At 56.0% G+C, this 26,775-nt stretch carries 23 protein-coding genes; 8 read left to right on the top strand and 15 right to left on the bottom strand.

Features of this window, described 5'->3' with window-relative positions; all coding sequences use genetic code 11:
• Positions 1–5 precede the first annotated feature (5 nt).
• The 11 genes from B9Z39_RS03295 to B9Z39_RS03245 form a co-directional block, all read right to left on the bottom strand.
• Positions 6–1,169, bottom strand: coding sequence for a DegT/DnrJ/EryC1/StrS aminotransferase family protein (locus tag B9Z39_RS03295; protein WP_108300692.1), 1,164 nt, complete (start codon positions 1,167–1,169; stop codon positions 6–8).
• Between the two features lie 98 nt (positions 1,170–1,267).
• Positions 1,268–2,248: a UDP-glucuronic acid decarboxylase family protein gene (locus tag B9Z39_RS03290; protein WP_108300691.1), complete on the bottom strand. Its 981-nt coding sequence runs from the start codon at positions 2,246–2,248 to the stop codon at positions 1,268–1,270.
• A 9-nt stretch (positions 2,249–2,257) separates the two neighbouring features.
• Positions 2,258–3,427 (bottom strand): nucleotide sugar dehydrogenase, encoded by a 1,170-nt coding sequence (locus tag B9Z39_RS03285; RefSeq protein WP_108300690.1) that lies wholly within the window; start codon positions 3,425–3,427, stop codon positions 2,258–2,260.
• A gap of 195 nt (positions 3,428–3,622) precedes the next feature.
• On the bottom strand, positions 3,623–4,810 hold the full coding sequence (locus tag B9Z39_RS03280; protein ID WP_108300689.1) for a Wzz/FepE/Etk N-terminal domain-containing protein: 1,188 nt from the start codon (positions 4,808–4,810) through the stop codon (positions 3,623–3,625).
• Positions 4,811–4,819: 9 nt separating this feature from the next.
• The gene (locus tag B9Z39_RS03275) at positions 4,820–7,468 is read right to left on the bottom strand and encodes an SLBB domain-containing protein (RefSeq protein ID WP_158269443.1); all 2,649 of its coding nucleotides are present in this window, start codon (positions 7,466–7,468) and stop codon (positions 4,820–4,822) included.
• A 136-nt stretch (positions 7,469–7,604) separates the two neighbouring features.
• Positions 7,605–8,735, bottom strand: a complete 1,131-nt coding sequence (gene gmd, locus B9Z39_RS03270; protein ID WP_108300687.1) for a GDP-mannose 4,6-dehydratase — start codon at positions 8,733–8,735, stop codon at positions 7,605–7,607.
• Positions 8,732–9,697, bottom strand: a complete 966-nt coding sequence (locus tag B9Z39_RS03265; RefSeq protein ID WP_108300686.1) for a GDP-L-fucose synthase — start codon at positions 9,695–9,697, stop codon at positions 8,732–8,734. The genes gmd and B9Z39_RS03265 overlap by 4 nt, the downstream gene beginning before the upstream one ends.
• 8 nt (positions 9,698–9,705) lie before the next feature.
• Complete coding sequence (gene uppS / locus B9Z39_RS03260; RefSeq protein ID WP_255416776.1) at positions 9,706–10,440, bottom strand: polyprenyl diphosphate synthase; 735 nt, start codon at positions 10,438–10,440, stop codon at positions 9,706–9,708.
• Positions 10,441–10,469: 29 nt separating this feature from the next.
• Entirely contained in the window at positions 10,470–10,976 is a 507-nt protein-coding gene (gene rfaH / locus B9Z39_RS03255) for a transcription/translation regulatory transformer protein RfaH (RefSeq protein ID WP_108300685.1), read from the bottom strand.
• 45 nt (positions 10,977–11,021) lie between these two features.
• Positions 11,022–11,387 (bottom strand): diacylglycerol kinase family protein, encoded by a 366-nt coding sequence (locus B9Z39_RS03250; protein WP_108300684.1) that lies wholly within the window; start codon positions 11,385–11,387, stop codon positions 11,022–11,024.
• Between the two features lie 7 nt (positions 11,388–11,394).
• Entirely contained in the window at positions 11,395–11,934 is a 540-nt protein-coding gene (locus B9Z39_RS03245; protein WP_100147516.1) for a phosphatase PAP2 family protein, read from the bottom strand.
• A 111-nt stretch (positions 11,935–12,045) separates the two neighbouring features.
• Here B9Z39_RS03245 and B9Z39_RS03240 point away from each other — a divergent pair, with 111 nt between their 5' ends.
• Positions 12,046–12,513 carry a phasin family protein gene (locus tag B9Z39_RS03240; protein WP_100147515.1) on the top strand — a complete coding sequence of 156 codons (468 nt, stop codon included), beginning with the start codon at positions 12,046–12,048 and terminating at the stop codon, positions 12,511–12,513.
• Positions 12,514–12,537: 24 nt separating this feature from the next.
• Positions 12,538–13,185 carry a TetR/AcrR family transcriptional regulator gene (locus B9Z39_RS03235; RefSeq protein ID WP_108300683.1) on the top strand — a complete coding sequence of 216 codons (648 nt, stop codon included), beginning with the start codon at positions 12,538–12,540 and terminating at the stop codon, positions 13,183–13,185.
• Between the two features lie 23 nt (positions 13,186–13,208).
• Here the strand turns inward: B9Z39_RS03235 and B9Z39_RS03230 are convergent, their stop codons facing one another.
• From B9Z39_RS03230 to B9Z39_RS03220, 3 genes are read right to left on the bottom strand one after another with little or no spacing between them, the layout of a single operon-like run.
• On the bottom strand, positions 13,209–14,393 hold the full coding sequence (locus B9Z39_RS03230; protein ID WP_108300682.1) for a M20 aminoacylase family protein: 1,185 nt from the start codon (positions 14,391–14,393) through the stop codon (positions 13,209–13,211).
• A 53-nt stretch (positions 14,394–14,446) separates the two neighbouring features.
• Positions 14,447–15,229 carry a type III pantothenate kinase gene (locus tag B9Z39_RS03225; protein ID WP_100147512.1) on the bottom strand — a complete coding sequence of 261 codons (783 nt, stop codon included), beginning with the start codon at positions 15,227–15,229 and terminating at the stop codon, positions 14,447–14,449.
• Positions 15,230–15,243: 14 nt separating this feature from the next.
• Positions 15,244–15,675, bottom strand: coding sequence for a rhodanese-like domain-containing protein (locus B9Z39_RS03220; protein ID WP_100147511.1), 432 nt, complete (start codon positions 15,673–15,675; stop codon positions 15,244–15,246).
• 182 nt (positions 15,676–15,857) lie between these two features.
• Here B9Z39_RS03220 and B9Z39_RS03215 point away from each other — a divergent pair, with 182 nt between their 5' ends.
• The 6 genes from B9Z39_RS03215 (at position 15,858) to B9Z39_RS03190 (ending at position 25,874) form a co-directional block, all read left to right on the top strand.
• Complete coding sequence (locus B9Z39_RS03215; RefSeq protein ID WP_100147510.1) at positions 15,858–16,970, top strand: TRAP transporter substrate-binding protein; 1,113 nt, start codon at positions 15,858–15,860, stop codon at positions 16,968–16,970.
• A 69-nt stretch (positions 16,971–17,039) separates the two neighbouring features.
• Positions 17,040–17,705, top strand: coding sequence for a TRAP transporter small permease subunit (locus B9Z39_RS03210; RefSeq protein ID WP_100147509.1), 666 nt, complete (start codon positions 17,040–17,042; stop codon positions 17,703–17,705).
• Positions 17,702–19,669 (top strand): TRAP transporter large permease subunit, encoded by a 1,968-nt coding sequence (locus tag B9Z39_RS03205; protein WP_100147508.1) that lies wholly within the window; start codon positions 17,702–17,704, stop codon positions 19,667–19,669. The genes B9Z39_RS03210 and B9Z39_RS03205 overlap by 4 nt, the downstream gene beginning before the upstream one ends.
• A gap of 122 nt (positions 19,670–19,791) precedes the next feature.
• Positions 19,792–23,085 carry a fused isobutyryl-CoA mutase/GTPase IcmF gene (gene icmF, locus B9Z39_RS03200; RefSeq protein ID WP_100147507.1) on the top strand — a complete coding sequence of 1,098 codons (3,294 nt, stop codon included), beginning with the start codon at positions 19,792–19,794 and terminating at the stop codon, positions 23,083–23,085.
• 46 nt (positions 23,086–23,131) lie between these two features.
• Positions 23,132–24,316 carry an ATP-binding protein gene (locus B9Z39_RS03195; RefSeq protein WP_100147506.1) on the top strand — a complete coding sequence of 395 codons (1,185 nt, stop codon included), beginning with the start codon at positions 23,132–23,134 and terminating at the stop codon, positions 24,314–24,316.
• Between the two features lie 64 nt (positions 24,317–24,380).
• On the top strand, positions 24,381–25,874 hold the full coding sequence (locus tag B9Z39_RS03190) for an AMP nucleosidase (protein ID WP_100147505.1): 1,494 nt from the start codon (positions 24,381–24,383) through the stop codon (positions 25,872–25,874).
• Here B9Z39_RS03190 and asd read toward each other — a convergent pair.
• On the bottom strand, positions 25,868–26,737 hold the full coding sequence (gene asd, locus B9Z39_RS03185) for an archaetidylserine decarboxylase (protein ID WP_100147504.1): 870 nt from the start codon (positions 26,735–26,737) through the stop codon (positions 25,868–25,870). The two genes, B9Z39_RS03190 and asd, sit on opposite strands and share 7 nt — an antisense overlap.
• Positions 26,738–26,775: the final 38 nt, after the last annotated feature.

Here is a 26,775-nt window from a genome sequence, read left to right as displayed (position 1 = left end):
TGTGCTCAGTTGCCGGTCAGGATGGCGCGCACGGCGTCGATGACGCGGGCCTGGTCGTCGGACGTCATCTTGGTGTAAAGCGGCAGGCTGATGGCGCGCTGGAACGAGTCGAGCGCCTTCGGGAAGTCGCTTGGCTGGAGCTTGTAAGTGTCGCGCCAGTACGGGTGCAGGTGCAGCGGGATGAAGTGGACGCTGCAGCCGATGCCGCGGTCGAACATGGCCTGGATGAAGTCATCGCGGCTGACGGTGGCGGCATCACTCAGGCGCAGCACGTAGAGGTGCCAGGCGTGCAGGTCGCCGGCAGGTGCGCCGGGAGGCAGCAGCAAGGGCAGGTCGGCCAGTTCGAAGGAGTAGCGGTCCGCCATCTGCTGGCGCTGCTGCTGGAACACGTCGGCCTTACGCAGTTGATGGATGCCCATCGCCGAGGCGACGTCGCTCAGGTTGTACTTGAAGCCGGGGGCGACGATCTCGTAGTACCAGGACGGCTTGTTGGAGGTGTAGCGATCGAAGGCGTCGCGGTTGATGCCGTGCAGTCGCATCAGGCGACAGCGCTTGGCGATGTCGGCATCGCGGCAGACGACCATGCCGCCTTCGCCTGTGGTGATGGTTTTGGTGGCGTAGAAGCTGAAGACGGTCACGTCGGATGCGAGCTTGCCAACCAGTTCACCACCGACCCGGGTGGGCAGTGCGTGCGCGGCGTCCTCGACGACCTTCAGGTTGTGCTTGCGCGCGATGGCGAGGATGGCCTGCATATCGCAGCCCAGTCCGGCAAAGTGCACCGGCATGATCGCCTTGGTGCGCGGCGTGATCGCAGCTTCGATTCGCGCAGGATCGATGTTTAAGGTGTTGGGGTCGATGTCCACCAGCACTGGATGTGCACCGAGGTAGCGCATGACCTCCGCCGATGCGGTGAAGGTGTAAGCAGTGGTGATGACCTCGTCGCCGGGGCCAATCCCCAGCGCTTCCAGCGCGAGGTGCAGGCCCGAGGTCGCCGAGTTGACGGCGATGGCCTCCACGCCACCTCCCAGCCACTGCGCGAAGTCCGCTTCAAATTGCTTGGTCTTGGGACCGGTGGTGACCCAGCCCGAACGCATGGCGTTGACGACCTCGTTGATCTCTTCCTCGCCGATATCCGGCAGCGCGAAGGGCAGGAAATGTTGTTGGGACATGGTATTAATTTGCGATTTTTAGTAAACCTCTGCAATATTGGCCTGATTTTCTTATGTCAGCTTCTCGATCTAAGTTTTAGGCATGATTTCTATGTGATTTAGGTTTTTGTAAGTAGATCGTCAAAATACGAGATTGCCTTTTGAAGACCCTCGTTGAGTTGCACCGCAGGTTGCCAATCATTTAGATATTTTCTAGCGCGGCTGATATCAGGCTTACGTTGTGTGGGGTCATCTGAAGGGAGTGACTGGTAGATCAGCTTAGATGCGCTGCCGGTAAGGTCTATGACCTTTTCTGCCAGCTGCTTGATGGTGAATTCGCCCGGGTTGCCGAGGTTAATGGGGCCAGGAAAACCTGGATCACCATTTTCTGCCCGGGGCAAGTCCATGAAGCGGATGAAGCCCTCGATCAAATCATCTACATAGCAAAAGCTGCGGGTCTGGCTGCCGTCGCCATAGATGGTTATGTCTTTGCCCTGTAGGGCTTGCATAATAAAGTTGCTGACCACCCGGCCATCGTTAGGGTGCATTCGCGGCCCGTAGGTGTTGAAGATGCGTGCCACGCGAATATCTAAACCATACTGGCGGTGGTAGTCAAAAAATAGCGTCTCGGCACAACGCTTCCCCTCATCGTAGCAGCTACGCACGCCAATGGGATTGACGTTGCCCCAGTAGGCTTCTGTTTGTGGGTGCACGTCAGGGTCACCATAAACCTCGCTGGTGCTCGCTTGAAATATACGGGCCTCCAAACGCTTGGCCAGACCCAGCATATTGATGGCACCGTGTACGCTGGTCTTAGTGGTCTGCACCGGGTCGTGCTGGTAATGAATTGGGCTTGCTGGGCAGGCCAAGTTGTAGATCTGGTCCACCTCAAGGTACAGCGGGAAGGTCACATCGTGTCGAATGAACTCGAAGTGCTTGTGGTCCAGAAGGTGTTCAATGTTACGCTTGGTTCCAGTGAAGAGATTGTCAACACAAATGACCTCATCTCCACGCGCGAGTAGGCGGTCGAGCAGGTGGCTGCCCAGAAAGCCGGCTCCGCCGGTGACAAGGATTTTTTTGCGGGTTTCGTATTGGCGCATGTTTTTTTGTTAGCTATCTGATCCAAACAGGTCGCGCGTATAGACCTTGGTCTGCACGTCAACCAGTTCAGGTGAATGACGGTTGGCAATAATCACATCGGCTTGTGCTTTGAAGGCTTCAATGTGTTGAATCACAGGGCTCCTAAAGAACTCTTTTTCTTTCAGTGTCGGTTCAAAAACAATCACCTCCACACCCTTGGCCTTAAGCCGCTTCATAACTCCTTGCACACTGCTGGATCTGAAGTTGTCGCTGCCAGCCTTCATGACTAGGCGGTAGATGCCAACTACCTTGGGACTGCGCTTAAGGATGTCGAAAGCTACGAAGTCCTTGCGGGTGGTGTTGCTGTCCACAATGGCTCGAATCAGGTTTTGCGGCACATCCTGGTAATTGGCGAGCATCTGCTTGGTGTCTTTCGGTAGACAGTATCCGCCGTAACCAAAACTTGGGTTGTTGTAATGATTGCCAATGCGGGGATCCAGGCACACGCCATCAATGATCTGGCGGGTATCCAAGCCGTGGCTGGCTGCGTAGGAGTCCAGCTCGTTGAAGTAGGCCACACGCATGGCTAAATACGTATTGGCAAAGAGCTTGATGGCCTCGGCTTCGGTGCTGCCTGTAAGCAGCACCGAAATCGCTTGCTTGATGGCTCCCTGTTTAAGTAGATTCGCAAACGTCTGGGCTCGCTCGGACTGTTCGCCCACCACAATGCGACTCGGGTGTAGGTTGTCATACAAGGCCCGACCTTCACGCAGAAACTCAGGACTGAAAATGATATTGTCGCAGTTGAACTGCTGACGCAGTTTGGTCGTGTAGCCTACTGGTACTGTGGACTTGATAATCATGACCGCTTTTGGATTTATCGCCAAGACATCGGTAACTACCGACTCGATTGACTTGGTATTGAAGTAGTTTGTCTGCGGGTCATAGTCAGTGGGCGTGGCGATGATGACGAAGTCGGCACCGATATAGGACTGCAGTTTGTCGGTAGTGGCGCGCAGGTTCAATTGGCTCTTTTTCAGATAGTCGGCAATCTCAACGTCTTCGATAGGCGAAAGTCTTTGGTTGATTAGATCAACTTTCTCGGCATTGATATCCAGAGCGACGACCTCGTTGTGCTGAGCCAGAAGAACCGCGTTGGAGAGACCTACATAACCAGTGCCAGCGATGGCGATTTTCATATTGAGTTATTCCTGACTGACGTTGACTTGATACTCGTTGGCCTTAAAACCACGCAGTCGATCAAAAAAATTAAGTATTTTTCTAAATTTTTTATGAATAAAGACATAAACAAAAAATCAGTCACAGCGTGATGATTTTTGAATAGGTTTTCGTGAAGATCCCGCAAAACCCCAACATCAAGACTTGCCCATATATCATGAGCGACTTATGCCCCAAGCTTTCTTCAGCAATAAAAGTTGCAATTCACCAGACTCTTTTGATTTGCGCAGAGCGCGTCGTACACAGGCGATCAACACACCCAAAAACAAACCGACAAAGGCAGACACCAACACAATCATGGCACGCTTGGGCTTAGCTTTTCGCTCCGGCACCGTAGCCACGTCCACTTGCTGCAAGAGTGGTCCCTCCTTGGCCTCATCGACCCTAGCCAACTCATACTGCTTGATCAACACCTCCAGCATGGCCTCTTGCACTTTGACGTCTCGGTAAGACTTTACTGCCTGCTGTTGGCTGGGTGACCCTTGCACATCGCCACCCCCACCTTGTTCTAATTTAGTCAATTGACCGCGCATGGCTGACAACTCGCTGCTGATACGCTGCATGTCTGGATTTTGCGGGGTCGCAAAACGACTCATGGCTTGCAGTTGCACTTCACGAGCAGCAATTTGCCCACGCAACTCAGCACTGGTGCGCACACCACTCTCAGCCAGCACGGCAGTGACTTGCATGCCCGATTTTTCTTTGGCTTGTTTAAAGTTTTGTTCGGCAGCCACCAGCTCTTGTTGCACTTTTTTGATTTGCTGCTCATAGAACACACGCCGCTGCTGAGCATCAGTGACTGCCAAGCGGCTCAGTAAGTTGCGCAATTCTTCAACGTGAGTATTGGCCAACTGGGCCGCAAAAGCTGGCTCTTTGTCATCCGCCTCAATGGTGATGAGGCCAGATTTTTTATCTGGAGAGATTTTGACTTTCTCTTTCAGTTCTTTGCGGGTATCCATCAGGGTTTTCTCGTCATATCGCTCTTGCAAATTCAACCGTTTGATCACAGCATTTTGCAGACTTTCACTCTGCATGAAAGCCACATACATCTCATCAGGGCTTTTGATACCCGCAGCGGCACCTGCGAGGCCGGCCAAACCACCCAAGCTTGCTAACGCTGAGGCCGCACCGCTTTGCTGCTGTTGTGGCGGCATCATGATGGTTTTTGCGGTAAATACAGGTGTCATCAAAAGGCTCACCACAAGCGCCAGCGCGGTGGCAATGGCTGGCACTGCAAAAAGCGTTTTCTTTTCCTCGCCCAGAGCAATCGCGAGATCAATGAGGCTGATTTCGTCATCTTCAGGCTCAGCGGGGTTGGTTGCAATTTGGTTCATTTCAGACATCTGCAATCCTTAATAACCCAAGGCCTTCAACCCAGCTGCACCCAAGCCAAGTTGGTAGAAAATTTGGGTGATGTCTTTGGTATTGCGAATGGCAGAGCTCCATGTGGACTCCATATCCACTTTGTCGGGCACCACAATGGCGTCACCGGGCATGAGCTTGACGTTGTTGACCGAAGTGCCAAACCACGAGTTGTCGCTGGTGAATGCAGAGCCATCGGCACGCACCACAATCACGGCATTTCGATCAGCCGCCACCCCCACACCCGAGAGCTTGAGGTAGTCGGCCACGGTTTGCCCCGCACGATAAATCAAGGCCGATTCGGTGTTGACTGCGCCATAGATGTAGACAAAATCTGGGCGATTAGGAATGACCAGTCGATCTCCGTTTTGCACACGAATGTCTGGCAGTTTGTTGATGTAGTTGTACACATCGGGCTCCAAGCCTAAGGCAATGCGGCCTTCGGGACGCACCGACCTGACACGCTCCAGTGCTTGGCGTTGCGCGTTTTGAGCTGCCAACATACGGGTTTGCGCCAAGTTAGCGTCTGAGCTGGCACCCATGCTTTGGCTGAGTTGCGCAATTTGTGCGCTTGACTCAGACTCTAGACGGCGCATGAGTTTTTGCAAATTATCAATTTGACTTTTGCGCACATCTTCTCGGTACAAGCCTGTTCCAAACAAATAGGCGTCATGCGTCAAACCACCGGCACGCTGCAACACACTGCTCAAGCTTTCTCCGGGCTTGGCCTGATAAATACCAGGCTGGGCCACCTCGCCCTCAATGCGCACCATGATGCGACGTTTGGCAATGGGCACCCGCATGTCGTTAACGGAAAACACCGTGACCACGTCACCCGCTTGAAGCAAGTGGTTGTCAGGATCTTTCGCATCGTTCAACACGCGCCCTAAGTTGAACGGGAGCAAGCTGACACTCAGATCTTTGCGGTTGATGCGTTCAATGACAGCGTAGTCCCAGTTGATTTCGTCATACAAGTTGCCAATCAGTTCAGCCACTGAAGGCACTTCGTTTTTGTCTTTCGTTTGTATCGGCGCTTGCTGCCCAAACAAGCGTGCTTGTCGTTGGTCACGGTAACTTTCAATGTCGTAGATATCGGGTCTGTTGTTGCGCTGGTTATTGCGCACGACATCGGCAGACATGGATGGGTTGGCATTCGAATCACCAGGCTTTGTGCCTTGCGTACTGGGCATGCTGGAAGTACTGCGTGTGACGTAACGCGGGTCTCGCATCAAGCGGTCATCCAGCTCTTTGTCTGCCAACAAATCGTCGGGAATCATTTCGCGGTCACGTTGTGTGCGTTCGCGCTGGCTGGCATCAAACAACACCTCATTTTGACGCCGCACTGAATCGCGGCTGATCAAGGCTTCGCGGTTGGGAATCAGGTCACGCACACGCATGCCATCACGAAAACCCAAGCGCACAGGCTGCGCAACGTTACCTCGCAAAGTCACCGCATTGCCCAGTTCAGGAGAAATGGCCAAGACGGTGAGCAAGTCACCGTTTTTAAGTTGGGTTTTCAGGCCTTGTTCGTTCAACGCAAAGTCTTGCACGCTACGCGGCTGACTGTTGCTGGGTGTCAGGCGCTCCAAGGTGACACGCCGCGGGTCGGCCACCACAGGCAGGCCACCAGCAACAGCCAGCAATTGGTCGAGCGTTTCGTTGACCGACTTAATTTCATACACGGCCGGGTTGTTGACTTTGCCCAACAGAGCCACATAACCCACAGCGGGCGGAATGACGATGACGTCGCCATCGGTCAACTTGATGTCGCCTGCACTGTCGCCACGCGCCAGGAAACTGTACAAGTCAAACTCAGCCACCACTTGACCTGCACGCTTGAGTTCTACCCGACGCATAGAACCCGTGGCATTGGGTCCACCCGTTGCAAGCAGACCGCTGGCCAGCGTCGATACGCTGCTGAGTGCGTAGCTGCCCGGGCGACGCGCCTGCCCCACCACATACACGGTGATGGAACGCAACTGCCCCAAAGTCACGCTCAACTGAAAGTCTTTGTAAAACTTGCCTACGGCGTTACGCAGCACGCCTTCTGCTTGCGATGCCTTGACGCCCGCCAAAGATACCGCGCCCACACGAGGCAAGCTGACCATGCCGTTGCGATCAATCAAGGCACGCACATCCATGTCTAACGAACCCCAACCACGAATCAGCACTTGATCGCCGGGGCCTAACAAGTAGTCATTGCTAACGGGTGCGTTGTCGATAGGCGCAAAACCAGCCCCCACAGGGGAAGTTGCAGACTGGGCCTGTTGCAATTGCTGGGCGCGTTGCTGTGAAAACTGCAAGTTTTCAAAAAAGACTTGCCCGTACAGGGGAAGCTTGTAGCCCGCCGTTTCCAAAACAAACTTCTGAAAGTCATTGGGCTTCAGCGGCTCAGGGGGCGGGAAAAAACCAGCTTGGAAATTGTTGGGGGCAGTTTGCGCAGGTGTGATGGGATCGATTTGGCGTATAGAAGGAACGCCACCTGTGGTCATTGCCCCCATGCTAAAGCCTGCCGCGCCAGTGCCAACAGAAGTACCGGTAGAAGTACCAGCCCCAGCAGTTTGCGGTAATTGTTGCGCCATGACAGCGCCGTTCAAGCACGCTACCGCCAGCCAAAGCACATGTTTTGCTTTGGCCATAGATGTCAAGAGACTCATTGGAAAATCTTTCCTCTAAAACACGCTACCGCCACATATGCGACGACGTCGATATGTTTTATTTTGATGAAACTTATTGTAGGGCGACATATCGCCCCACACTTTTGACCGAACAGCACTATTCAGCGCTGATGTTGACCTCATAGCCATGCTTTTTAAGCAGGGCCATTCTTTTAGCTTCTGAAAGATCAGTTTTCACCATCTCAACACACATGTCTTGCACGGTGATCTCGGGTGTCCAACCCAACTTTTGTTTGGCTTTGCTCGGGTCACCCAACAAGGTCTCGACTTCGGTGGGGCGGAAATAGCGCGGGTCGATTTTGACCACCACATCGCCCACCTTCAAGCCAGGGGCATCATCGCCCTGAATGGCAATCACCGTCGCTGTTTCGTTGACGCCAGCGCCTTCGAATTTGAGGGTAACGCCCAGCTCTTGCGCAGACCATGCGATGAATTGACGCACGCTGTGCTGCACACCCGTGGCAATGACAAAGTCTTCCGCTGTGTCTTGTTGCAACATCAGCCATTGCATGCGCACATAGTCTTTGGCATGACCCCAGTCACGCAAGGCATCTAAATTGCCCATGTACAAACACTGTTCCAAGCCTTGGGCGATGTTGGCCAAGCCACGAGTGATTTTGCGGGTGACAAAGGTTTCGCCACGGCGCGGGCTTTCGTGGTTGAACAAGATGCCGTTGCAGGCATACATGCCATAGGCTTCGCGGTAATTGACCGTGATCCAGTACGCATACATCTTGGCCACAGCGTAGGGGCTACGGGGGTAGAACGGCGTGGTTTCTTTTTGTGGTGTTTCCTGCACCAGGCCATACAACTCTGAAGTGGACGCTTGATAGAAGCGGGTTTTCTTTTCCAAACCCAAAATACGAATGGCCTCTAGCAAACGAAGCGTGCCCATGCCATCGACATCAGCGGTGTACTCCGGACTTTCAAAGCTCACAGCCACATGGCTTTGTGCGCCCAAGTTGTAGATTTCATCCGGCTGGGTTTCTTGCACGATGCGAATGAGGTTGCTGGTGTCGCTCAGGTCGCCATAGTGCAATTTGAAATTGGCGTTGTCGACGTGTGGATCTTGGTAGATGTGGTCCACGCGCTGTGTGTTGAACAGACTGGCGCGACGTTTGATACCGTGAACGATGTAGCCTTTTTCCAAAAGAAACTCAGCCAAATAAGAACCATCTTGGCCAGTGATACCGGTGATGAGGGCGACTTTGGGTTGTGATTGCGTCATACGTTGCTCAAAAAATCTTGGTAGGCGAACTGAAGACCGTTGTGTAAATTGACTTGAGGCGTCCAGCCCAAAGCGTTGAGTTTTTGGCTGTCCATCCACTTTCGGGGAGCGCCATCGGGTTTGGTGCTGTCAAATGTGATGTGCCCTTGATAGCCCACCGTTTGACCAATGGCGTGTGCCAATTCAGCAATGGTGACATCCCCCCCGCTACCTACATTGATGTGGCTTTGCATGGGCTGGGTGTGTTGGTCATACACAGGCTTATCAAGCTGCATGACATGGACACTTGCAGCGGCCATATCGTCTACATACAAAAACTCACGGCGCGGTGTGCCCGTACCCCAAATGCTGACGCTGGGTGCATGATGAACCTTGGCCTCGTGAAAACGCCGAATAAGCGCAGGTATGACGTGGCTGTTTTCTGGATGGTAGTTGTCACCGGGACCGTACAAGTTGGTGGGCATGACGCTTCGGTAGTCGACCCCGTGACTGGCGCCGTATTGACGGTTGTAGCTTTCACACAATTTGATGCCAGCGATTTTGGCAATGGCATAGGGCTCGTTGGTGGGCTCTAGGGTGCCAGTGAGCAAGGCGTCTTCACGCATGGGCTGCTCTGCCATGCGCGGGTAAATGCAACTAGAGCCCAAGAACAACAGCTTTTTGACGCCAGCGCACCATGCCTGATGAATGACGTTGGCTTCCATCATGAGGTTTTGGTAAATGAACTCAGCGGGAAACGTATTGTTGGCGTGAATGCCGCCTACTTTGGCGGCGGCAAGATAGACCTGATCGGGCTTTTCGCTTTCGAAAAAACCACGCACCGCAGCCTGGTCCGTCAGGTCAAGTTCTGCATGGGTACGGGTGATGATGCGCGCGTGTCCTTGCTGTTTGAGCGCACGGACGATGGCTGAACCCACCATGCCGCGATGCCCTGCAACGTAGATTTTTTGTGGTGATGTCATGTTCTGGTTCAGGCAGTCACGGTGCCAAAACGTCGCTCACGGCTACCAAACCATGTGAACGCTTTGTCGAGTTGTTTCTCATCGAAGTCTGGCCACAACACATCGGTGAAATACAGCTCCGCGTAAGCCACCTGCCAAAGCAAAAAATTGCTGATGCGTGACTCACCACCGGTGCGGATGAGCAAGTCCACCTCAGGCATGCCAGAGGTACTGAGGTGTTGGGCCAAGTCTTGCTCGGTCATGCTTTGAACTGAAAGACCTGGGTTGGCCTGCCCCCAAGACTTCACTGCGTTCACGATGTCCCAACGGCCACCATAGTTGGCGGCTACGTTGAGCGTGATGGCATGGTTATGAACGGTGGCGCTTTGTGCCGCTTCGATGCGTTGTTGCAACTCTGCGGGGAAGGCGCTGATGTCACCCAATACCCGCAGACGAACGCCTTCGGCTTGCATGGCCTTCATTTCTTTTTCAAGGTATTGAATGAACAGCCCCATGAGGGTAGACACCTCGTCGCTGGGTCGTCCCCAGTTTTCGGTGCTGAAGGCAAACAAAGTGAGGTAGTCAACGCCATGGTCAACACACGCTTGCACCAGTGCGCGAACGCCGGCAGCCCCCCTGGCATGGCCCACCGTGCGCGGCATGTGGCGTTGTTTGGCCCAACGGCCATTGCCATCCATGATGATGGCAACGTGATGGGGGGGGTGGATGGGAGTGTGGGGTAAAGCGCTGTTCACAGGAGGCAATTATGTAAGAACAAAATGAACGCGCGGACTCAATGGCTGACGGCCAATGATTCGATAGCGAGTTTGAGTTTTTGGGGTTGCCCCAACAAGTCCACCAACACAAACGCGCGGGTTTCGCCGTCATGGGCTTGGTACACGCCTTCTAAGCCGGCCAATGGCCCATAGGCAATGCGCACGTTATCTCCGGGCTCGAACAAACGCGCAACGGTGGTGGGGGGTGCCTCACGCAGAAAGTCGATGAACTGCGCAGGCACCTTGGCTGGCACATGGCCGAAGCTCACCAATTTGCTCACGCCCAAGGTGGAACGAATGGGCGACCAGTTGTGGTTGACGTCATTGAGCCGAATGAAGAGGTAGCGGCTGAACATGGGCTCGCTGATGCGCGCCACTTTTTGGCGACGAACTTTTTCAACTTCCATGATCGGCAAAAAACACTCAAAGCCTTGGTTTTCAAGGTTTTCAAGGGCCCGAACTTCTTGGCGCGGCTTGGTGTGGACGGCGTACCAAGCGGAGGAGGACATGTCTGTGATGGTCATTTCTCTACTTTTGATGAGAGTTTACCCTGAGCACGGAGGGCTCAATTAAACCGTATTTGTTAATTTTGGCAAAAAAATTAACATCCCAATCAAAAAAGCCGCAAAACTTGCCAATAAAACACCGGCCGCCGCCACGTCCTTGGCCTTGCCCGCCAAAGCATGCCACTCAGGGGACGCCAGATCGACCGCCAACTCAATGCCGGTGTTGAGTGCCTCAGCCACCCACACCATGGCCATCGCCAACAACAAGGCCACCCACTCCAAACGCGTGACTTGAAAGTAAAAACCAGCCAACACCACGACCACCGAGGCCAGCACATGAATGCGCGCATGGGGCTGCGTGGTCAACAGCAGGCGCAAGCCTTGCACCGCAAAGCCAAAGCTGCGTAAGCGGCGGGCCCAATATCCCATGGCCAGATCAGTTCAAAGGTTGTTGAAACTGCAAAGAGGCTGAGCGCCCGGTCCAGCTCATGCCAAGTCGACGGCCAGTGTTGGCGTCGGTGAAGTAATAGGTCGTCAACATGCCTGTGGCGGCACCTGCAGCCACATCGCGCCAGTGGTGCTCACGCGCATCCACCCGGGCCCAGGCCACATAACTGGCAGCCAAGTAGGCGGGCACACCGTATTCCCAGCCACCTTTCATTTGCATGTACTGCGCGGCCGAAAAGGCCACCGCCGCATGCCCAGAGGGAAAGCTTTTATCGTCTTTGCCATTGGGTCGCATTTCGTGGGTGGTCGACTTGAGTACCTCCACAATGCCCAAGGTCACGACCTCTGACTTGACCAACTGCACGACACCGGCTGTGTCGTCATTCAAAAAACTCATGCCTGCGGCGAAAGCAGGCAACCCAATAGTGACCAAATTGGCGTTGCGCGTGGTGCTGTCAAGTGCGTGTGCTTGCAACGACAACACGGCCATGCTGCCAAGGAGGATAAGCTTGGAGAGAAGTTGTTGCATGAGATGAGCCTTTCGATCAAATCATTCTATATAGCGATTGTGAAGATTGGCATTTAGACAAATGAGAGGCTTCACGTTAAAGTTGTCCAACCATTTTGATGAAAGCACCCCATGTCTACCAAACCACACTTTGACCCTGCCGCCATGACCGATAACGTGAAAGAGCAAGCTCAGCAAATTTGGTTGGCTGGCCTGGGCGCGTTTTCTAAAGCGCAGCAAGAAGGCACCAAAGCGTTTGAAAAATTGGTGAGTGACGGCATCACCATGCAACGCAAGGCGCAAATTACCGCCGAGGAAAAGCTGGCTGAAGCCACCCAAAAAGTGACGCAAGTGGCGCACCAGTTCAACGAGCGTGCCACAGGGCAATGGGACAAGCTGGAAAACATTTTTGAAGACCGCGTGGCCAAAGCGTTAACGCGCTTGGGCATTCCTTCTGCCGCCGAGTTGCAAGCCTTGCACGCACGCATTGCCCAGTTAGAAAAGCAATTGGGCACACCAGCCAAACCAGCCGCGAAAAAGACGGTTGCCAAAAAAGCGCCAGCTAAAAAAGCTGTGGCCAAAAAGAAAGTGGCCAAGTAATACAGGCACTGACCTTCATTCACCATGGCAAAGAAGGCGCCCCGCCGCACCGCTGAGCGAATTTTAGAAGTCACGCTGGAGCTGTTCAACCGGTTTGGCGAACCCAACGTGTCCACCACGTTGATCTCGGCTGAACTCAACATCAGCCCCGGCAATCTGTATTACCACTACCCCGCCAAAGAGGAGTTGGTGAATGCGCTGTTCATGCGCTACGAGTCAGCGTTGCAAGAATTGCTAGGCGCTGCACCCGGCGTGCACGATGTAGAAGACGCATGGTTCTTCATGCACACCTTGTTTGAATTGGTCTGGCAATACCGCTTTTTGTACCGTGATCTGAACGACCTACTCAGCAAAAACCGACGCTTAGAAACGCACATCAAAGACGCACTGCTGCACAAGACCACCGCGTTTCGCGCTGTGCTGGACGGCCTTGAGCATGCCAAAGCGCTGTCGATGAACGCGTCAGAGCGCGAAGTGACGGCGACCCACATGGTAGTGATGCTCACGTGGTGGTTGAGCTACGAATATGTGCGCGATCCACGTCACGCGCTGGAGCCCGAAAGTGCAGAGAAGTCGTTGCTCAGAGGCGCCAAACATGTGCTGGGCTTGTTGCTGCCCTACGCGACAGGTGCGCACAAGCAGCATTTGACTGCGTTGCTCGCAGCCTATTGAGATTAATTAGGTTCTGACCCCAATTAACTCAGCCACTGTTCAACGAGGCGTACCCAGTAGGTGCCGCCTAGTGGGATGAGTTCGTCGTTGAAATCGTAGTTGGGGTTGTGCAAGGTGCATGGGCCTTCACCATGGCCCATCTCGCGGTGCACGCCGTCGCCATTGCCGATGAAGCAATAAGCGCCAGGCACAGCTTGCAGCATGTACGAAAAGTCTTCAGCCCCCATGGTGGGCTCTTGCACCAGCACACCCGACTCACCGACGATGCCGGCCATCACTTGTTGCGCGAAAGCGGTTTCCGCAGGATGGTTCACCGTGGGCGGGTAATTGCGCTCGAACTCAAACGTGCAAGTGGCCCCAAAGGCGGCACAGGTGTGCTGGGCCACGTCGCGCATGCGTTGCTCAATGAGGTCTAGCACTTCCAGGCTGAAGGTGCGCACGGTGCCTTGCATTTCACAGTGGTCGGGCACCACATTAGTGGCTTCGCCGGTGTGGATCATGGTGACCGAAATCACGCCCGCATCCACAGGCTTTTTGTTACGGCTGATGATGGTTTGAAAAGCCTGCACCATTTGGCACGCAACAGGCACCGGGTCCACACCGTTGTGTGGCAATGCGGCATGGCTGCCTTTGCCGTGGATGGTGATTTTGAATTCGTTGCTGGAGGCCATGACAGGCCCTGGGCTCAGAGCAAACTGCCCCACCGCCAAACCCGGCCAGTTGTGCATGCCAAACACGGCCTGCATAGGGAATGCGTCAAACAACCCGTCTTGCATCATTTCACGGGCCCCACCACCGCCCTCTTCTGCGGGTTGGAAAATGAAATACACGGTGCCATCAAAGTTTTTGTGTTGCGACAGATGTTGCGCTGCCGCCAACAGCATGGCCACGTGGCCGTCGTGGCCGCAGGCGTGCATCTTGCCGGGATGCTGGCTGGTGTGGGCAAACTGGTTGAACTCTTGCATGGGCAAGGCATCCATGTCCGCGCGCAACCCAATAGCGCGCTCGCTGCTGCCGTTTTTGAGGATGCCGACCACGCCCGTCTTGCCCATGCCACGGTGGATGGGGATGCCCCATTCGGTGAGCTTTTGCGCCACCACATCGGCAGTGCGCAACTCCTCAAAGCTGAGTTCGGGATGGGCGTGGATGTCGCGGCGCAGAGCGCTGATGCTGGCCGCTTGTGTGACCAATGAATCAAGGACTTTCATGCTGCCAGTCTAGCCGCTCGTCCAGCCATTTGCCACGCAGGGCTATTGCCTATTCAGAGGTGATGCCCCAAGCGATGGCGTGCAATTTCAAGCAAGCCATCAAAAATAAGGTTGTCGATCAACTCAAACTGCACCGACATGCTGGGCGCCATTTTCCAGCCTGCGCCCCCCGTCATGTAACAAACCGGTTCTGCACCGCAGTGTTGACGAACATGCTGCACCATGCGTTCCACCGCCCCCGCAATGGCAAAGGTGCCACCACTGGTGAGTGCGTCGCTGGTGTTGGTGGGGAACTCGGTCACATCGCCCGTGGGAACACGCAAGCCCGCCGTGCCCGACTCCAGCGCACGCAGCATGATGCCGTGCCCGGGCAGAATGATGCCGCCCAAAAATTTGCCGCTGGCATCGATAGCCTCCACCGTCACCGCCGTGCCCACCATCACCACCACCAAGGGTCGAGGTGGTGCGTCAGGGTATTGGCGCAACATGCGTGCGCGGGCACCAATCATGGCCACCCACCGGTCGGCCCCCAAACGGGTGGGATGGTCATACCCATTGGTGACTCCTGCTTCAGCAGAGGATGACACCGCCCAATGGGGCGTGAAGTCCCACAACTCCAACTGCTCTTCCACGCGACGGCGAATGGCTTCACCTGCCACGATGCAGCCCAGCATATGGGTGGGTTCTGGCAAATGCCGCCAATCTTCATCTGACAAGCGGTCAATGTTTTCTAAAAATACGGCACCGTGCCCAAGCAAGTGCGCCCCGGGTGCCGGGTTGTCGTACAAGGCCCATTTCAGTCGGGTGTTGCCGACATCGAGTGCGAGAAATGTCATGGCGTTTGCACGACTCAGTTTTGCTGCCAGGGCAAGTTGCGAAAGCGCCAGCCGCCTATGCGCCCACGGTGGGCGTGCGCATCTGGGTCGCCCTCGAAGCCTTCCAGAATGTTGTAGGCCTCCACCCCAAGTTCCGTGGCGCGCTTGGCCGCAGCAATAGAACGCACGCCACTGCGACACAGCAACAGCACTTTTTTGCCTTGTGCTGCGGCACGCACACCGTCATCGAACAGCGGGTTCATGGCCATGCCCGGCCATTGCTTCCAGGCCAAGGGCACCGCACCCGGCACAAAGCCCACCCATTCGCGTTCTGCGTCGGTGCGCACATCCACCAGCACAGCCTCGCCCGACAGCACCCATTGGTGGGCCAGTTGTGGCGACACATCACCGGCATATCCCTGTGCGGGAACAGCGTGGTGAAGGCCTGGTTGCTCGGTTTTGGTCATGGTCGAACGTATGCTTTTTAGAGTGAGACGAAGTATAGAGACCAGCAACAAGACTCCAAGGCGACAGATCGAATGAATTAGATGAATCTGGCTAGTGAAAACCCGCCTATCAGGTTTGTGAAAAAGCCCAAAAATGAAAGTGTCTATTCAACGTTGAAGACAAACAATCAGGAGACAACTGCATGACCGAGAGCAAGAAAACAACTGCCCGCCGTAACGTACTGAAGGGTGCCGCTGTCGCAGCAGGCACCATGTCTGCACCCATGGTGTCGCGCGCACAAACCACCTCGTTGCGCTTCCAAAGCACCTGGCCAGCCAAAGACATCTTTCATGAGTACGCCAATGACTTTGCCAAAAAAGTCAACGACATGGCCAGTGGTCGTTTGAAAATTGAAGTGTTGCCCGCTGGTGCGGTGGTGCCAGCTTTCCAGTTGCTGGATGCGGTCAACAAGGGCACGCTCGACGGTGGCCACGGCGTGCTGGCTTACCACTACGGCAAGAGCACCGCCTTGGCGCTGTGGGGTTCGGGCCCGGCCTTTGGCATGGATCCCAACATGGTGTTGGCATGGCACCAGTACGGAGGCGGCAAACAGCTGCTGGAAGAAATTTACAAGTCGCTCAACATCGACGTGGTGTCGTATGTGTACGGCCCCATGCCCACCCAACCACTGGGTTGGTTCAAAAAGCCTATCGCCAAAGTGGCCGACCTGAAAGGTCTGAAGTACCGTACTGTGGGCTTGGCGGTCGACATCTTCACCGAACTGGGCGCTGCGGTGAACCCACTGCCGGGTGGCGAAATTGTGCCGGCCCTCGACCGCGGCCTGATTGACGCGGCAGAGTTCAACAACGCGTCGTCAGACCGCGTGTTGGGTTTTCCGGATGTGGCTAAAAACTGCATGCTGCAAAGCTTCCACCAAAGCGGCGAACAGTTTGAGATCTTGTTCAACAAAGGCAAGCTCAGTGCACTGCCCGCTGAACTCAAATCCATCATTGATGTGGCCGTGTCGGCGTCTTCTGCCGAGATGAGCTGGAAAGCGATTGAACGCAACTCCAAAGACTACGAAGAGATGAAAAAGCAAGGCATCAAGTTCTACAAGACACCTGATGCCATCCTCAAAGCCCAGCTGGATGCTTGGGACAAGGTGGTGGAGAAGAAGTCTGCCGAGAACCCCCAGTTCAAGAAGGTCATGGACTCGCAGCGCGCGTTTGCGGCACGTGCGGGCCAATGGCAGAACGACTACATGGTCGACTTCAAAATGGCCTACAACCGTTACTTCAACGCTAAAAAGGCCTGATCACGGCCTTCACCTGCTCAACCCATTCGGCAACCCCGGATGGGTTTTCTTCTTTTCTGAACGGTTGATATGAACACTCTCAAACTGCTGCACACAGCAGACCACATCAGCACCTGGGTGGGCAAAGCCTTCTCATGGCTGATCGTGGCCTTGATGCTTTTGGTGGTGGCGGAGGTTTTCAAGCGCTACGCCTTGAATGCCCCCACCGCTTGGATTTTTGACGCCAGCAACATGATGTACGGCACGCTGTTCATGATGTGCGGTGCCTATACGTTGAGCCAAGATGGCCATGTGCGTGGCGACTTCTTTTATGGCAGCGCTAAACCGCGCACGCAAGCGTCGCTGGACTTGGTTCTGTACATCTTGTTCTTCATTCCTGGCGTGATCGCCTTGACCTGGGCAGGTTGGACCTACGCCGCGGACTCGGTCGCAATTCGCGAACACACCTTCAATGCCGACCCACTGCCGCTGTACCCCTTCAAAGCCATCATCCCTTTGGCTGGCTTGACGGTGCTGATGCAAGGCGTGGCTGAAATCGTGCGCTGCGTGGTGTGCTTGCGCACCGGCGCATGGCCCGAGCGCTTGAAAGATGCCGACGAGATTGACGTGGTCGAGCAACAACTGGCCAACAGCATTTATGTGGACGACGATGCCAAGCGCGACGCCATTGCACGCGCCAAAAGCATTGACGAGGAAGCCCACCAAAGGGGCTCATCGACTGGAGGTCAGCCATGAGCGATCCCGCACTCGGCCTGACCATGTTGGGCCTCATCGTGGTGGTGATCATGATGGGCTTTCCAACCGCCTTCACCCTCATGGGTTTGGGCATGGTGTTTGGCTTCACCGCTTTTTACGACCCCAGCCAACCATGGCTGGACAACAAGGTGTTCAACCTGATGGTGCAACGCACGTTCGGAGCGATGACCAACGACACCTTGCTGTCGATTCCGCTGTTCGTGCTGATGGGCTATGTGATGGAGCGTGGCGCACTGGTGGACAAAATGTTCCACAGCGTGCAGCTGGCGTTCCGCCGTTTGCCAGGCTCATTGGCGGTGGCCACCTTGGTGATTTGCACCTTCTGGGGCATTGCCAGTGGTTTGGTAGGCGCCGTGGTGGTGCTCATGGGCGTGATTGCCATGCGCCCCATGCTCAACGCAGGCTATGACACGCGCTTGGCAGCAGGCGTGATCACGGCTGGTGGCACGCTGGGCATTTTGATTCCGCCGTCGGTCATGATCATTGTGTACGCCGCAGTGGCTGGTCAGTCGGTGGTCAAGCTATACGCAGCGGCCATGTTCCCCGGCTTCTTTTTGGCGTTCTTGTATTTGGTCTATGTCATTGGCTGGGTGCTGATTGACCCCAAGATCGCACCCAAGTTACCTGAAGAGCAATTGCACGCACCGGTGTCGCCCTGGATTCAAAAACTCACAGGGATGTATTCAGAGCGCATGTTGCCCACCTTGATCAAAGCCACGCTGGCACCCAGCCGTGCGTTGCAAATTCAAGTGGCTGAGTTGCGCGTGAGCTGGTCACTGTTGTTCAAGAGCTTGATGATGAGCCTGGTGCCCGTCTTCATGGTGATCGTCAGCTTGGGCGCTGTGTGGTGGTACGTGGTGATTTACTCGCAAGCCGACAACAACGCGGCTGCGCAAGCGAGCGTGGCCCAAGTTGCAGCACCTACAGTCGCCACCACCGAGCGCGTGGCCGCACCGAGTGGCGGCTTAGCAGAACCACCCGGGGCCCAAGAGCCCAAGAGCACAGGTGGTGTGTCCGAACCACCAGGCAGTGAGTCGGTGGCGCAAGCCTCGGGCGATAACGGTGTGCAAGCCCCTCCGGGCGCTGAAGCCGACACACCGGCAGAGGCCGAAACCGACGCCCCGTTGCAAGCCCTGGGCGACGGCGACACCTCAGACGCGCCTAAGACCGAACCCGTACCCGATAGCTTTTACACGGGGTTCTGGATCGCCGCCGCACTGCTGGTGCTGCTGCTGGCGTGGTACTACAAGGGGTTCAATGGCGAACAGTTTGAAATCTTGAACATGCTGGTCAAGTCGGTCATGCCCTTGGGCGTGCTGACCTTGGTGGTCCTGGGGGTGATTCTGCTGGGCATCACCACCGCCACCGAGTCTGCCGCTGTGGGAGCGGCAGGCGCTTTCTTGATGGCGTGGGCTTCGGGCTCGTTGAACTTTGAGCGCATCAAAGAAGCGGTGTTCTTGACCGCCAAGACCACCTCCATGGTGTGCTGGCTGTTCGTGGGCTCGGCCTTGTTTTCTGCGGTGTTTGCCATCTTGGGTGGCCAACGCTTGGTGGAAGAATGGGTCATGGCCATGAACCTGTCGCCGATTCAGTTCATGCTGCTGTCGCAAGCCATCATCTTTGTGCTGGGTTGGCCGCTGGAGTGGACCGAGATCATTGTGATTTTTGTGCCTATCTTCTTGCCCCTGCTCAACCACTTCCAGATTGACCCCATGCTGTGGGGCGTGTTGGTGTTTGTGAACTTGCAAGCAGCCTTCTTGTCGCCACCCGTGGCCATGTCGGCGTTCTACCTCAAGGGCGTGTCGCCGCCACATGTGACCATCAATCAGATCTTCGCGGGCATGATGCCCTACATGTTGATCGTGATCTTGTGCATGGTCTTGATGTACATCTGGCCCGGTCTGACCTTGTGGTTGCCAAATTACTTGTACGGCGGCCGATAACTTGCACCGACCTTTCAAGCCGCGCCCAGGGCGCGGCTTTTTTTATGCGCCGCATTGGATGCATTTTTCAGATACGACGCTATGATTGACGTTTACGTAAACGTAAAGCACGGAGACACCCTATGACCGACCTGTCCGCAGAATTCAAAGCCCTGGCCAACTACAAGCCCACGCACAAAGTGCGCTTTGTCACAGCAGCCAGCTTGTTTGACGGGCACGACGCCGCCATCAACATCATGCGCCGCATCTTGCAGGGCATGGGCGCTGAAGTGATTCACCTGGGGCACAACCGCTCGGTCGACGAGGTGGTGACAGCGGCGCTACAAGAAGACGTGCAAGGCATTGCCATCAGCTCGTACCAAGGCGGCCATGTGGAGTACTTCAAGTACATGGTGGATTTGCTCAAAAGCCGTGGCGGCGCACACATCCAGGTGTTTGGCGGCGGCGGCGGTGTGATCGTGCCACCCGAAATTCGCGAGCTGCAAGCCTATGGCGTGACGCGCATTTACAGCCCTGAAGACGGTCAAAAAATGGGCTTGCAAGGCATGATCGGCGAAATGATCATGCGCTGCGACCAAGATCTGTCGAGCTACGCACCCAGCGAGGTAAAGGCCATCCAAGGCGATGACGAAATGGCCTGGCGTGCGCTGGCCCAAATGATCACCGCGCTAGAGAACGGCAGCCTGGACGCCAAGTTGCTGGACGCTGTGCGGCAAGAAGCCAGTCAACACAAAGTGCCTGTGTTGGGCATCACGGGCACGGGTGGTGCGGGCAAGTCGTCGTTGACCGACGAGTTGGTGCGGCGCATCCGTTTGGACCAAGACGACAGCCTGCGCATTGCGGTGATCTCCATCGACCCGTCTCGCCGCAAGAGCGGTGGCGCTTTGCTGGGCGACCGCATCCGCATGAACGCCATTGGCCCGTGGCGCAACGGCGCACGCGTGTTCATGCGCAGCCTAGCCACGCGTGACTTTGGCAGCGAAATCAGCGCGGCCTTGCCCGATGTGTTGGCTGCCACGAAGTGTGCGGGCTTTGACTTGATCATTGTCGAAACCTCCGGCATTGGCCAAGGCGACGCCGCCATCGTGCCGCACGTGGACGTGCCCATGTACGTGATGACGCCCGAGTTTGGCGCCGCCAGCCAGCTGGAAAAAATTGACATGCTCGACTTTGCCGAGTTTGTGGCCATCAACAAGTTTGACCGCAAAGGCGCCAGCGATGCCCTGCGCGATGTGGCCAAGCAAGTGCAACGCAACCAGGAGGCCTGGAACACCCCCACCGAAGAAATGCCGGTGTTTGGCACCATGGCGGCGCGCTTCAACGACGACGGCGTGACCGCGCTGTACCAAGCCCTGAAGGTGCGGCTCTCGGCCTTGGGCCTGAACTTCAAGCCAGGACGTTTGCCCGTGGTGGGCGTACGCCACAGCACCAACCAAACGCCGGTGGTGCCCGCAGCGCGCACGCGCTATTTGGCCGAAATCACCGACACCGTGCGCGGCTACAAAAAGCGCGCGCGTGCGCAGGCCAAACTGGCCCGCGAAATTCAGCAACTGCGTGAAGCCGCGCGCATGCTGGCCGAGGGCAAGCCAGGCCGTGCCAAAGCGTCTGAAGCCGCCACCGATTTGGCATTTGCGCGTGAAGAAAACTTAGGAACCACAGAGCGCAAACTGTTGGCGCAGTGGCCCGACATGCAAGCCGCCTACGCGGGTGACGAATACGTGGTGAAAATCCGCGACAAGGAAATTCGCACCGCACTCACCACCAAGTCGTTGAGTGGCACCGCCATCCGCAAAGTGGCCTTGCCGCAGTACGAAGACCACGGCGAAATTTTGAAATGGCTGATGCTCGACAACGTGCCCGGCAGCTACCCCTACACCGCCGGCACCTTTGCCTTCAAGCGCGAGGGCGAAGACCCGACCCGCATGTTCGCCGGTGAAGGTGATCCGTTTCGCACCAACCGCCGCTTCAAGCTGCTGTCCGAGGGCATGCCCGCCAAGCGCTTGAGCACCGCGTTTGACTCGGTCACGCTGTACGGCAACGACCCTGACTTGCGCCCCGACATTTACGGCAAAGTGGGCAACTCGGGCGTGAGCGTGGCTACGCTCGACGACATGAAGGTGTTGTACGACGGGTTCGATTTGTGTTCGCCCACCACCAGCGTGTCGATGACCATCAACGGGCCTGCGCCTTCGATCTTGGCGATGTTCATGAACACCGCCATCGACCAACACCTGGCCAAATTCAAACTCGACAACGGCCGTGAGCCCACCGACACCGAGACCGCCAAGATCCGTGCCTGGGTGATGCAAAACGTGCGCGGCACGGTGCAAGCCGATATCTTGAAAGAAGACCAAGGCCAAAACACCTGTTTGTTCAGCACCGAGTTTTCGCTCAAGGTGATGGGCGACATTGCCGAGTACTTTGTGCACAACCAAGTGCGCAACTTCTACAGCGTGTCGATCAGCGGCTATCACATTGCCGAGGCGGGGGCCAACCCGATTTCGCAACTTGCGTTCACCCTCTCCAACGGCTTCACTTTTGTGGAAGCCTATTTGGCGCGTGGCATGCACGTGGATGACTTTGCACCCAACCTGAGCTTTTTCTTCAGCAACGGCATGGACCCCGAGTACACCGTGATGGGCCGCGTGGCACGCCGCATCTGGGCGGTGGCCATGAAAGAGAAATACGGCGCCAATGAACGTTCGCAAAAACTGAAATACCACATCCAAACTTCAGGCCGCTCCTTACATGCGCAAGAGATCCAGTTCAACGACATCCGCACGACCTTGCAGGCGCTGATTGCGATTTACGACAACTGCAACAGCTTGCACACCAATGCGTTTGACGAAGCCATCACCACGCCCACCGAAGACTCGGTGCGTCGCGCCATGGCGATTCAGCTCATCATCAACCGCGAATGGGGCTTGGCTAAAAACGAAAACCCCAACCAAGGCGCGTTCATCATCGAAGAACTCACCGAATTGGTGGAAGAAGCTGTGCTGGCGGAGTTTGAGAAGATCGCCGAGCGTGGCGGCGTGTTGGGTGCCATGGAGACGGGTTACCAGCGCGGCAAGATTCAAGACGAATCGATGACGTATGAAATGCTCAAGCACACGGGCGAGCTGCCCATCATTGGCGTCAACACCTTCCGCAATCCGCATGGCGAACAAGTGATGGACAAGCTAGAGCTGGCCCGCTCCACCGACGACGAAAAACAAAGCCAGCTGCAGCGCTTGAACGACTTCCACCGCCGTCACCAAGCAGAGGCTGCGGTTCAACTCCAACGTCTGCAACAAGCCGTGATCGACAACGCCAACGTGTTTGAAGTGATGATGGACGCGGTGCGCGTGTGCTCACTCGGTCAAATCACCCACGCCTTGTTTGAGGTGGGTGGGCAGTACCGGCGCAATATGTAGAAAAATTATCCTTGCATTTTAAATGTGGCATGTTTAATATGCAAGGATGTTTACTCGAAAATCTTCGCAAGAAATTCGCAATCAACTGTCTTGGAGTCCAGCAGTTGCCATTTTGGGCGCTCGCCAAATCGGCAAAACCACACTGGCACAGCAAATTGCGACTGAATTCCCGCAGTCCATCTACCTCGACTTAGAAACGCACCAAGCACGCGCCAAACTGGAGCAGGCGGATGTTTTTTTTCAAGCCAATCGCCATCGGCTGATTGTTTTGGATGAAATTCAAAACGCCCCAGAATTGTTCAGCACGATGCGCGGTGAAATCGATGCGGACCGCCGGAATGGCCGATTCCTTATTCTTGGCTCGGCTTCGTTCAAACTGCTTCAGCAATCGCAATCGTTAGCGGGCCGTTTGGCTTTGGTCGACATGGCTCCTTTGCTATTGAGTGAAGTGCATCAAGAGTTTGCAGATATCCAAACCTTGTGGCTGCGCGGAGGGTTTCCAAATAGCTACACAGCCGCTGGCGATGAGGCATCTTGGCTTTGGCGCGATGCTTTTGTCAGACACTTTCTGCACACAGACCTACCAGGGCTCGGAATCAACGTTGAGCCAGAACTGATGCGACGCTTTTGGCGCATGGTGGCGCACTTGCATGGCCAGTTGTTCAATGCATCCAGCATTGCGACGTCGCTTGGCGTATCCGCACCCACCACGACACGGTACCTTGACCATTTGGTGCAAAGCCTTATGTTGCGCCGACTAGAACCGTTTCATGCCAACCTCGGTAAGAGGCTGGTGAAATCACCCAAAATTTATGTGCGTGACAGCGGATTGCTCCATTACCTCATGGGCATACGCGACACTCATGACATGATGGGTCACCCAATCACAGGCGCCTCTTGGGAGGGGTTTTGCATCGAGCAAATTTGCAACCATCTGCCCGTCGGTGCCAGCGTTTCTTTTTATCGAACAGCTGCTGGGGCAGAACTTGACGTGGTGGTCGAAACCGGCAGCCAAACCATTGGGTTTGAAATTAAATTTTCTTCTGCGCCTAAGGTGAGCAAAGGCTTCTGGCAAGCCTGCGAAGACATCGGCGTTGACAAAGCCTATGTGGTCGCGCCTGTCAAAGAGGGTTGGACGATGGCCAACCATGTGGAGGTGATTTCACCCTTGGCCATCCCTGCGTATCTCAGCCGTTCAATCAACGGCCCTTCGGCCACAAGAAAAGATTGAGCAACTTCACGCCAAACGGCTTGTCGTCCACGATGTCGTCACATGTCAGCTTTAACATCAGAGCATGAGCATTCGCCCCCCTTTCATCGCCCCCACCCGTCACACCGACGCCGACAGCGCACTGGCACAAGTGCAAGCGCTGTACCAAACCAGCCTAGACCATTTGCGTTTGGCCATGAAGCAGTTCGTGGCAGGCCAAGATTTCCCACAGCGGGTGCGCGCCTATTACCCGTTTGTGCGCATCCACACCCAACAAGGCGCCTTGAAAAAAGGCAGTGACAGTGCCCATCTGAGTTACGGCTTTGTGGCCGAACCAGGACGCTACGAAACCACGCTGACGCGACCTGATTTGTTTGCCGACTATTACCGCGAACAGTTTCGCTTGCTGTTGCAAAACCACGATGTGCCCTTGGAAGTGGGGGTGAGCCACCAGCCAATCCCCGTGCATTTTTCGTTTGCTGAGAATGACCACATCGAAGGTGAGATGAGTGCTGAACGGCGCCAGCAAATGCGCGAGGTGTTTGACTTGCCCGACCTCACCGCCATGGACGACGGCATTGCCAACGGCACGTTTGAAGCCGCTGCGGGCGAGCACCAGCCCCTGGCCTTGTTCACCGCAGCACGCATGGACTATTCGCTGCAACGCCTGCGCCACTACAGCGGCACCAGCCCCGAGCACTTTCAAAACTACGTGCTGTTCACCAACTACCAGTTTTACATTGACGAATTTGTGCGCCTGGGTCACGCCGCCATGCAAGACCCCAACAGCGACTACGTGGCCTTTGTGGAACCCGGCAATGTGGTGACACGGCGTGTGGGTATGTCTGTCGAAGCGAACGATGCACTCGGCAAAGTTCCCCCGCGCTTGCCGCAAATGCCGGCTTACCACTTGGTGCGCCCAGGCCACGCGGGCATCACCATGGTCAACATTGGGGTGGGGCCTGCCAACGCCAAAAACATCACCGACCACATTGCCGTGCTGCGCCCCCATGCGTGGCTGATGTTGGGCCACTGCGCGGGCCTGCGCAACACACAACAGTTGGGCGACTACGTGTTGGCCCACGGCTATGTGCGTGAAGACCATGTGCTGGACGAAGAGCTGCCCCTGTGGGTGCCCATTCCTGCGCTGGCCGAGATTCAAGTCGCGCTGGAGCGCGCCGTGGCCGATGTCACGCAGTGCCAAGGTGCAGAACTCAAACGCATCATGCGCACCGGCACGGTGGCAAGCACCGACAACCGCAACTGGGAGCTGCTGCCCAACAACACGCCCCAGCGGCGCTTCAGCCAAAGCCGCGCTGTGGCGCTGGACATGGAAAGCGCCACCATTGCCGCCAATGGTTTCAGGTTTCGGGTGCCCTACGGCACGCTGCTGTGCGTGAGTGACAAGCCCTTGCACGGCGAGATCAAGCTACCCGGTATGGCCAACCACTTTTACCGCGAGCGTGTGGACCAGCACCTGCGCATTGGCATGCGCGCCATTGAGCTGCTGCGCGAGCAAGGCCCGGCACAACTGCACAGCCGCAAGTTGCGCAGCTTTGCAGAAGTGGCGTTTCAATAAGCGGCCGCGTCGCCCATCTTCTCGCCCAAACGCACAGGGCGTGCAGCTTGCCAGTCGGGGTTGAGCGCCATGGTGTTCTTGGGCCAGAGCAAGACAACGGTGGAGCCTAACAAAAAGCGGCCCATTTCTTCGCCTTGACGCAAGTGGATGTCTTGGTCGTTGTAGCTCCAATCGCGGACTTTGCCTGAGCGTGGCGGGTTGACCACCCCATGCCAAGGCGTGGCCATGCTGCCCACGATGGTGGCTCCTACCAGTACCAACACATACTGCTGTGGCTTGGCACCCAGGGCAGCCGGCATGTCAAACACACACACCACGCGCTCGTTGCGTGCGAACAAGCCAGGCACACCGCGTGCGGTGGCCGGGTTGACCGAGAACAAATCGCCCGGCACATGGATCATGCGGCGCAAGCGCCCTGCACTGGGCATGTGGATGCGGTGGTAGTCCTTGGGGCTGAGGTAGATGGTGGCGAACTCGCCATCCGCAAACTGCGCGGCCAATGCTGCGTCGCCCCCCACCAAAGCCTGGGTGCTGTAGTGATGCCCCTTGGCTTGAAAAATTTGGTCGCCCTCGATGTGCCCGAGCTGGCTGATGGCGCCATCCACGGGACACACGAAGTCTGCGTTGGCCAAAGGGCGAGCGCCGGGTTTCAGGGCGCGGGTGAAGAAATCGTTGAAGCTGGCGTAGTGCGTGATGTCGGGCTGTGCAGCCTCGTCCATGTTGACGTGGTAGCGCCGCACAAACCAACGAATCAAAGCGTGGGTGAAACGTCCGCCTTGGGCACGGGCCACAGTGCCCGCAAACACGGTCAAGGCTTGTTTGGGCAGCAGGTACTGCAAGAGCACGGTGAGGGTTTCGTTCATCGTTCGGATTTTAGGTGGCGGCCAAGACGGCTCTGAAA

Source organism: Limnohabitans sp. JirII-29 (assembly GCF_003063395.1).
Classification (GTDB): Bacteria; Pseudomonadota; Gammaproteobacteria; order Burkholderiales; family Burkholderiaceae_C; genus Limnohabitans.
Note: the sequence above shows the minus strand (reverse complement) of the source record. Positions and strands in the feature narration are given on the sequence as shown.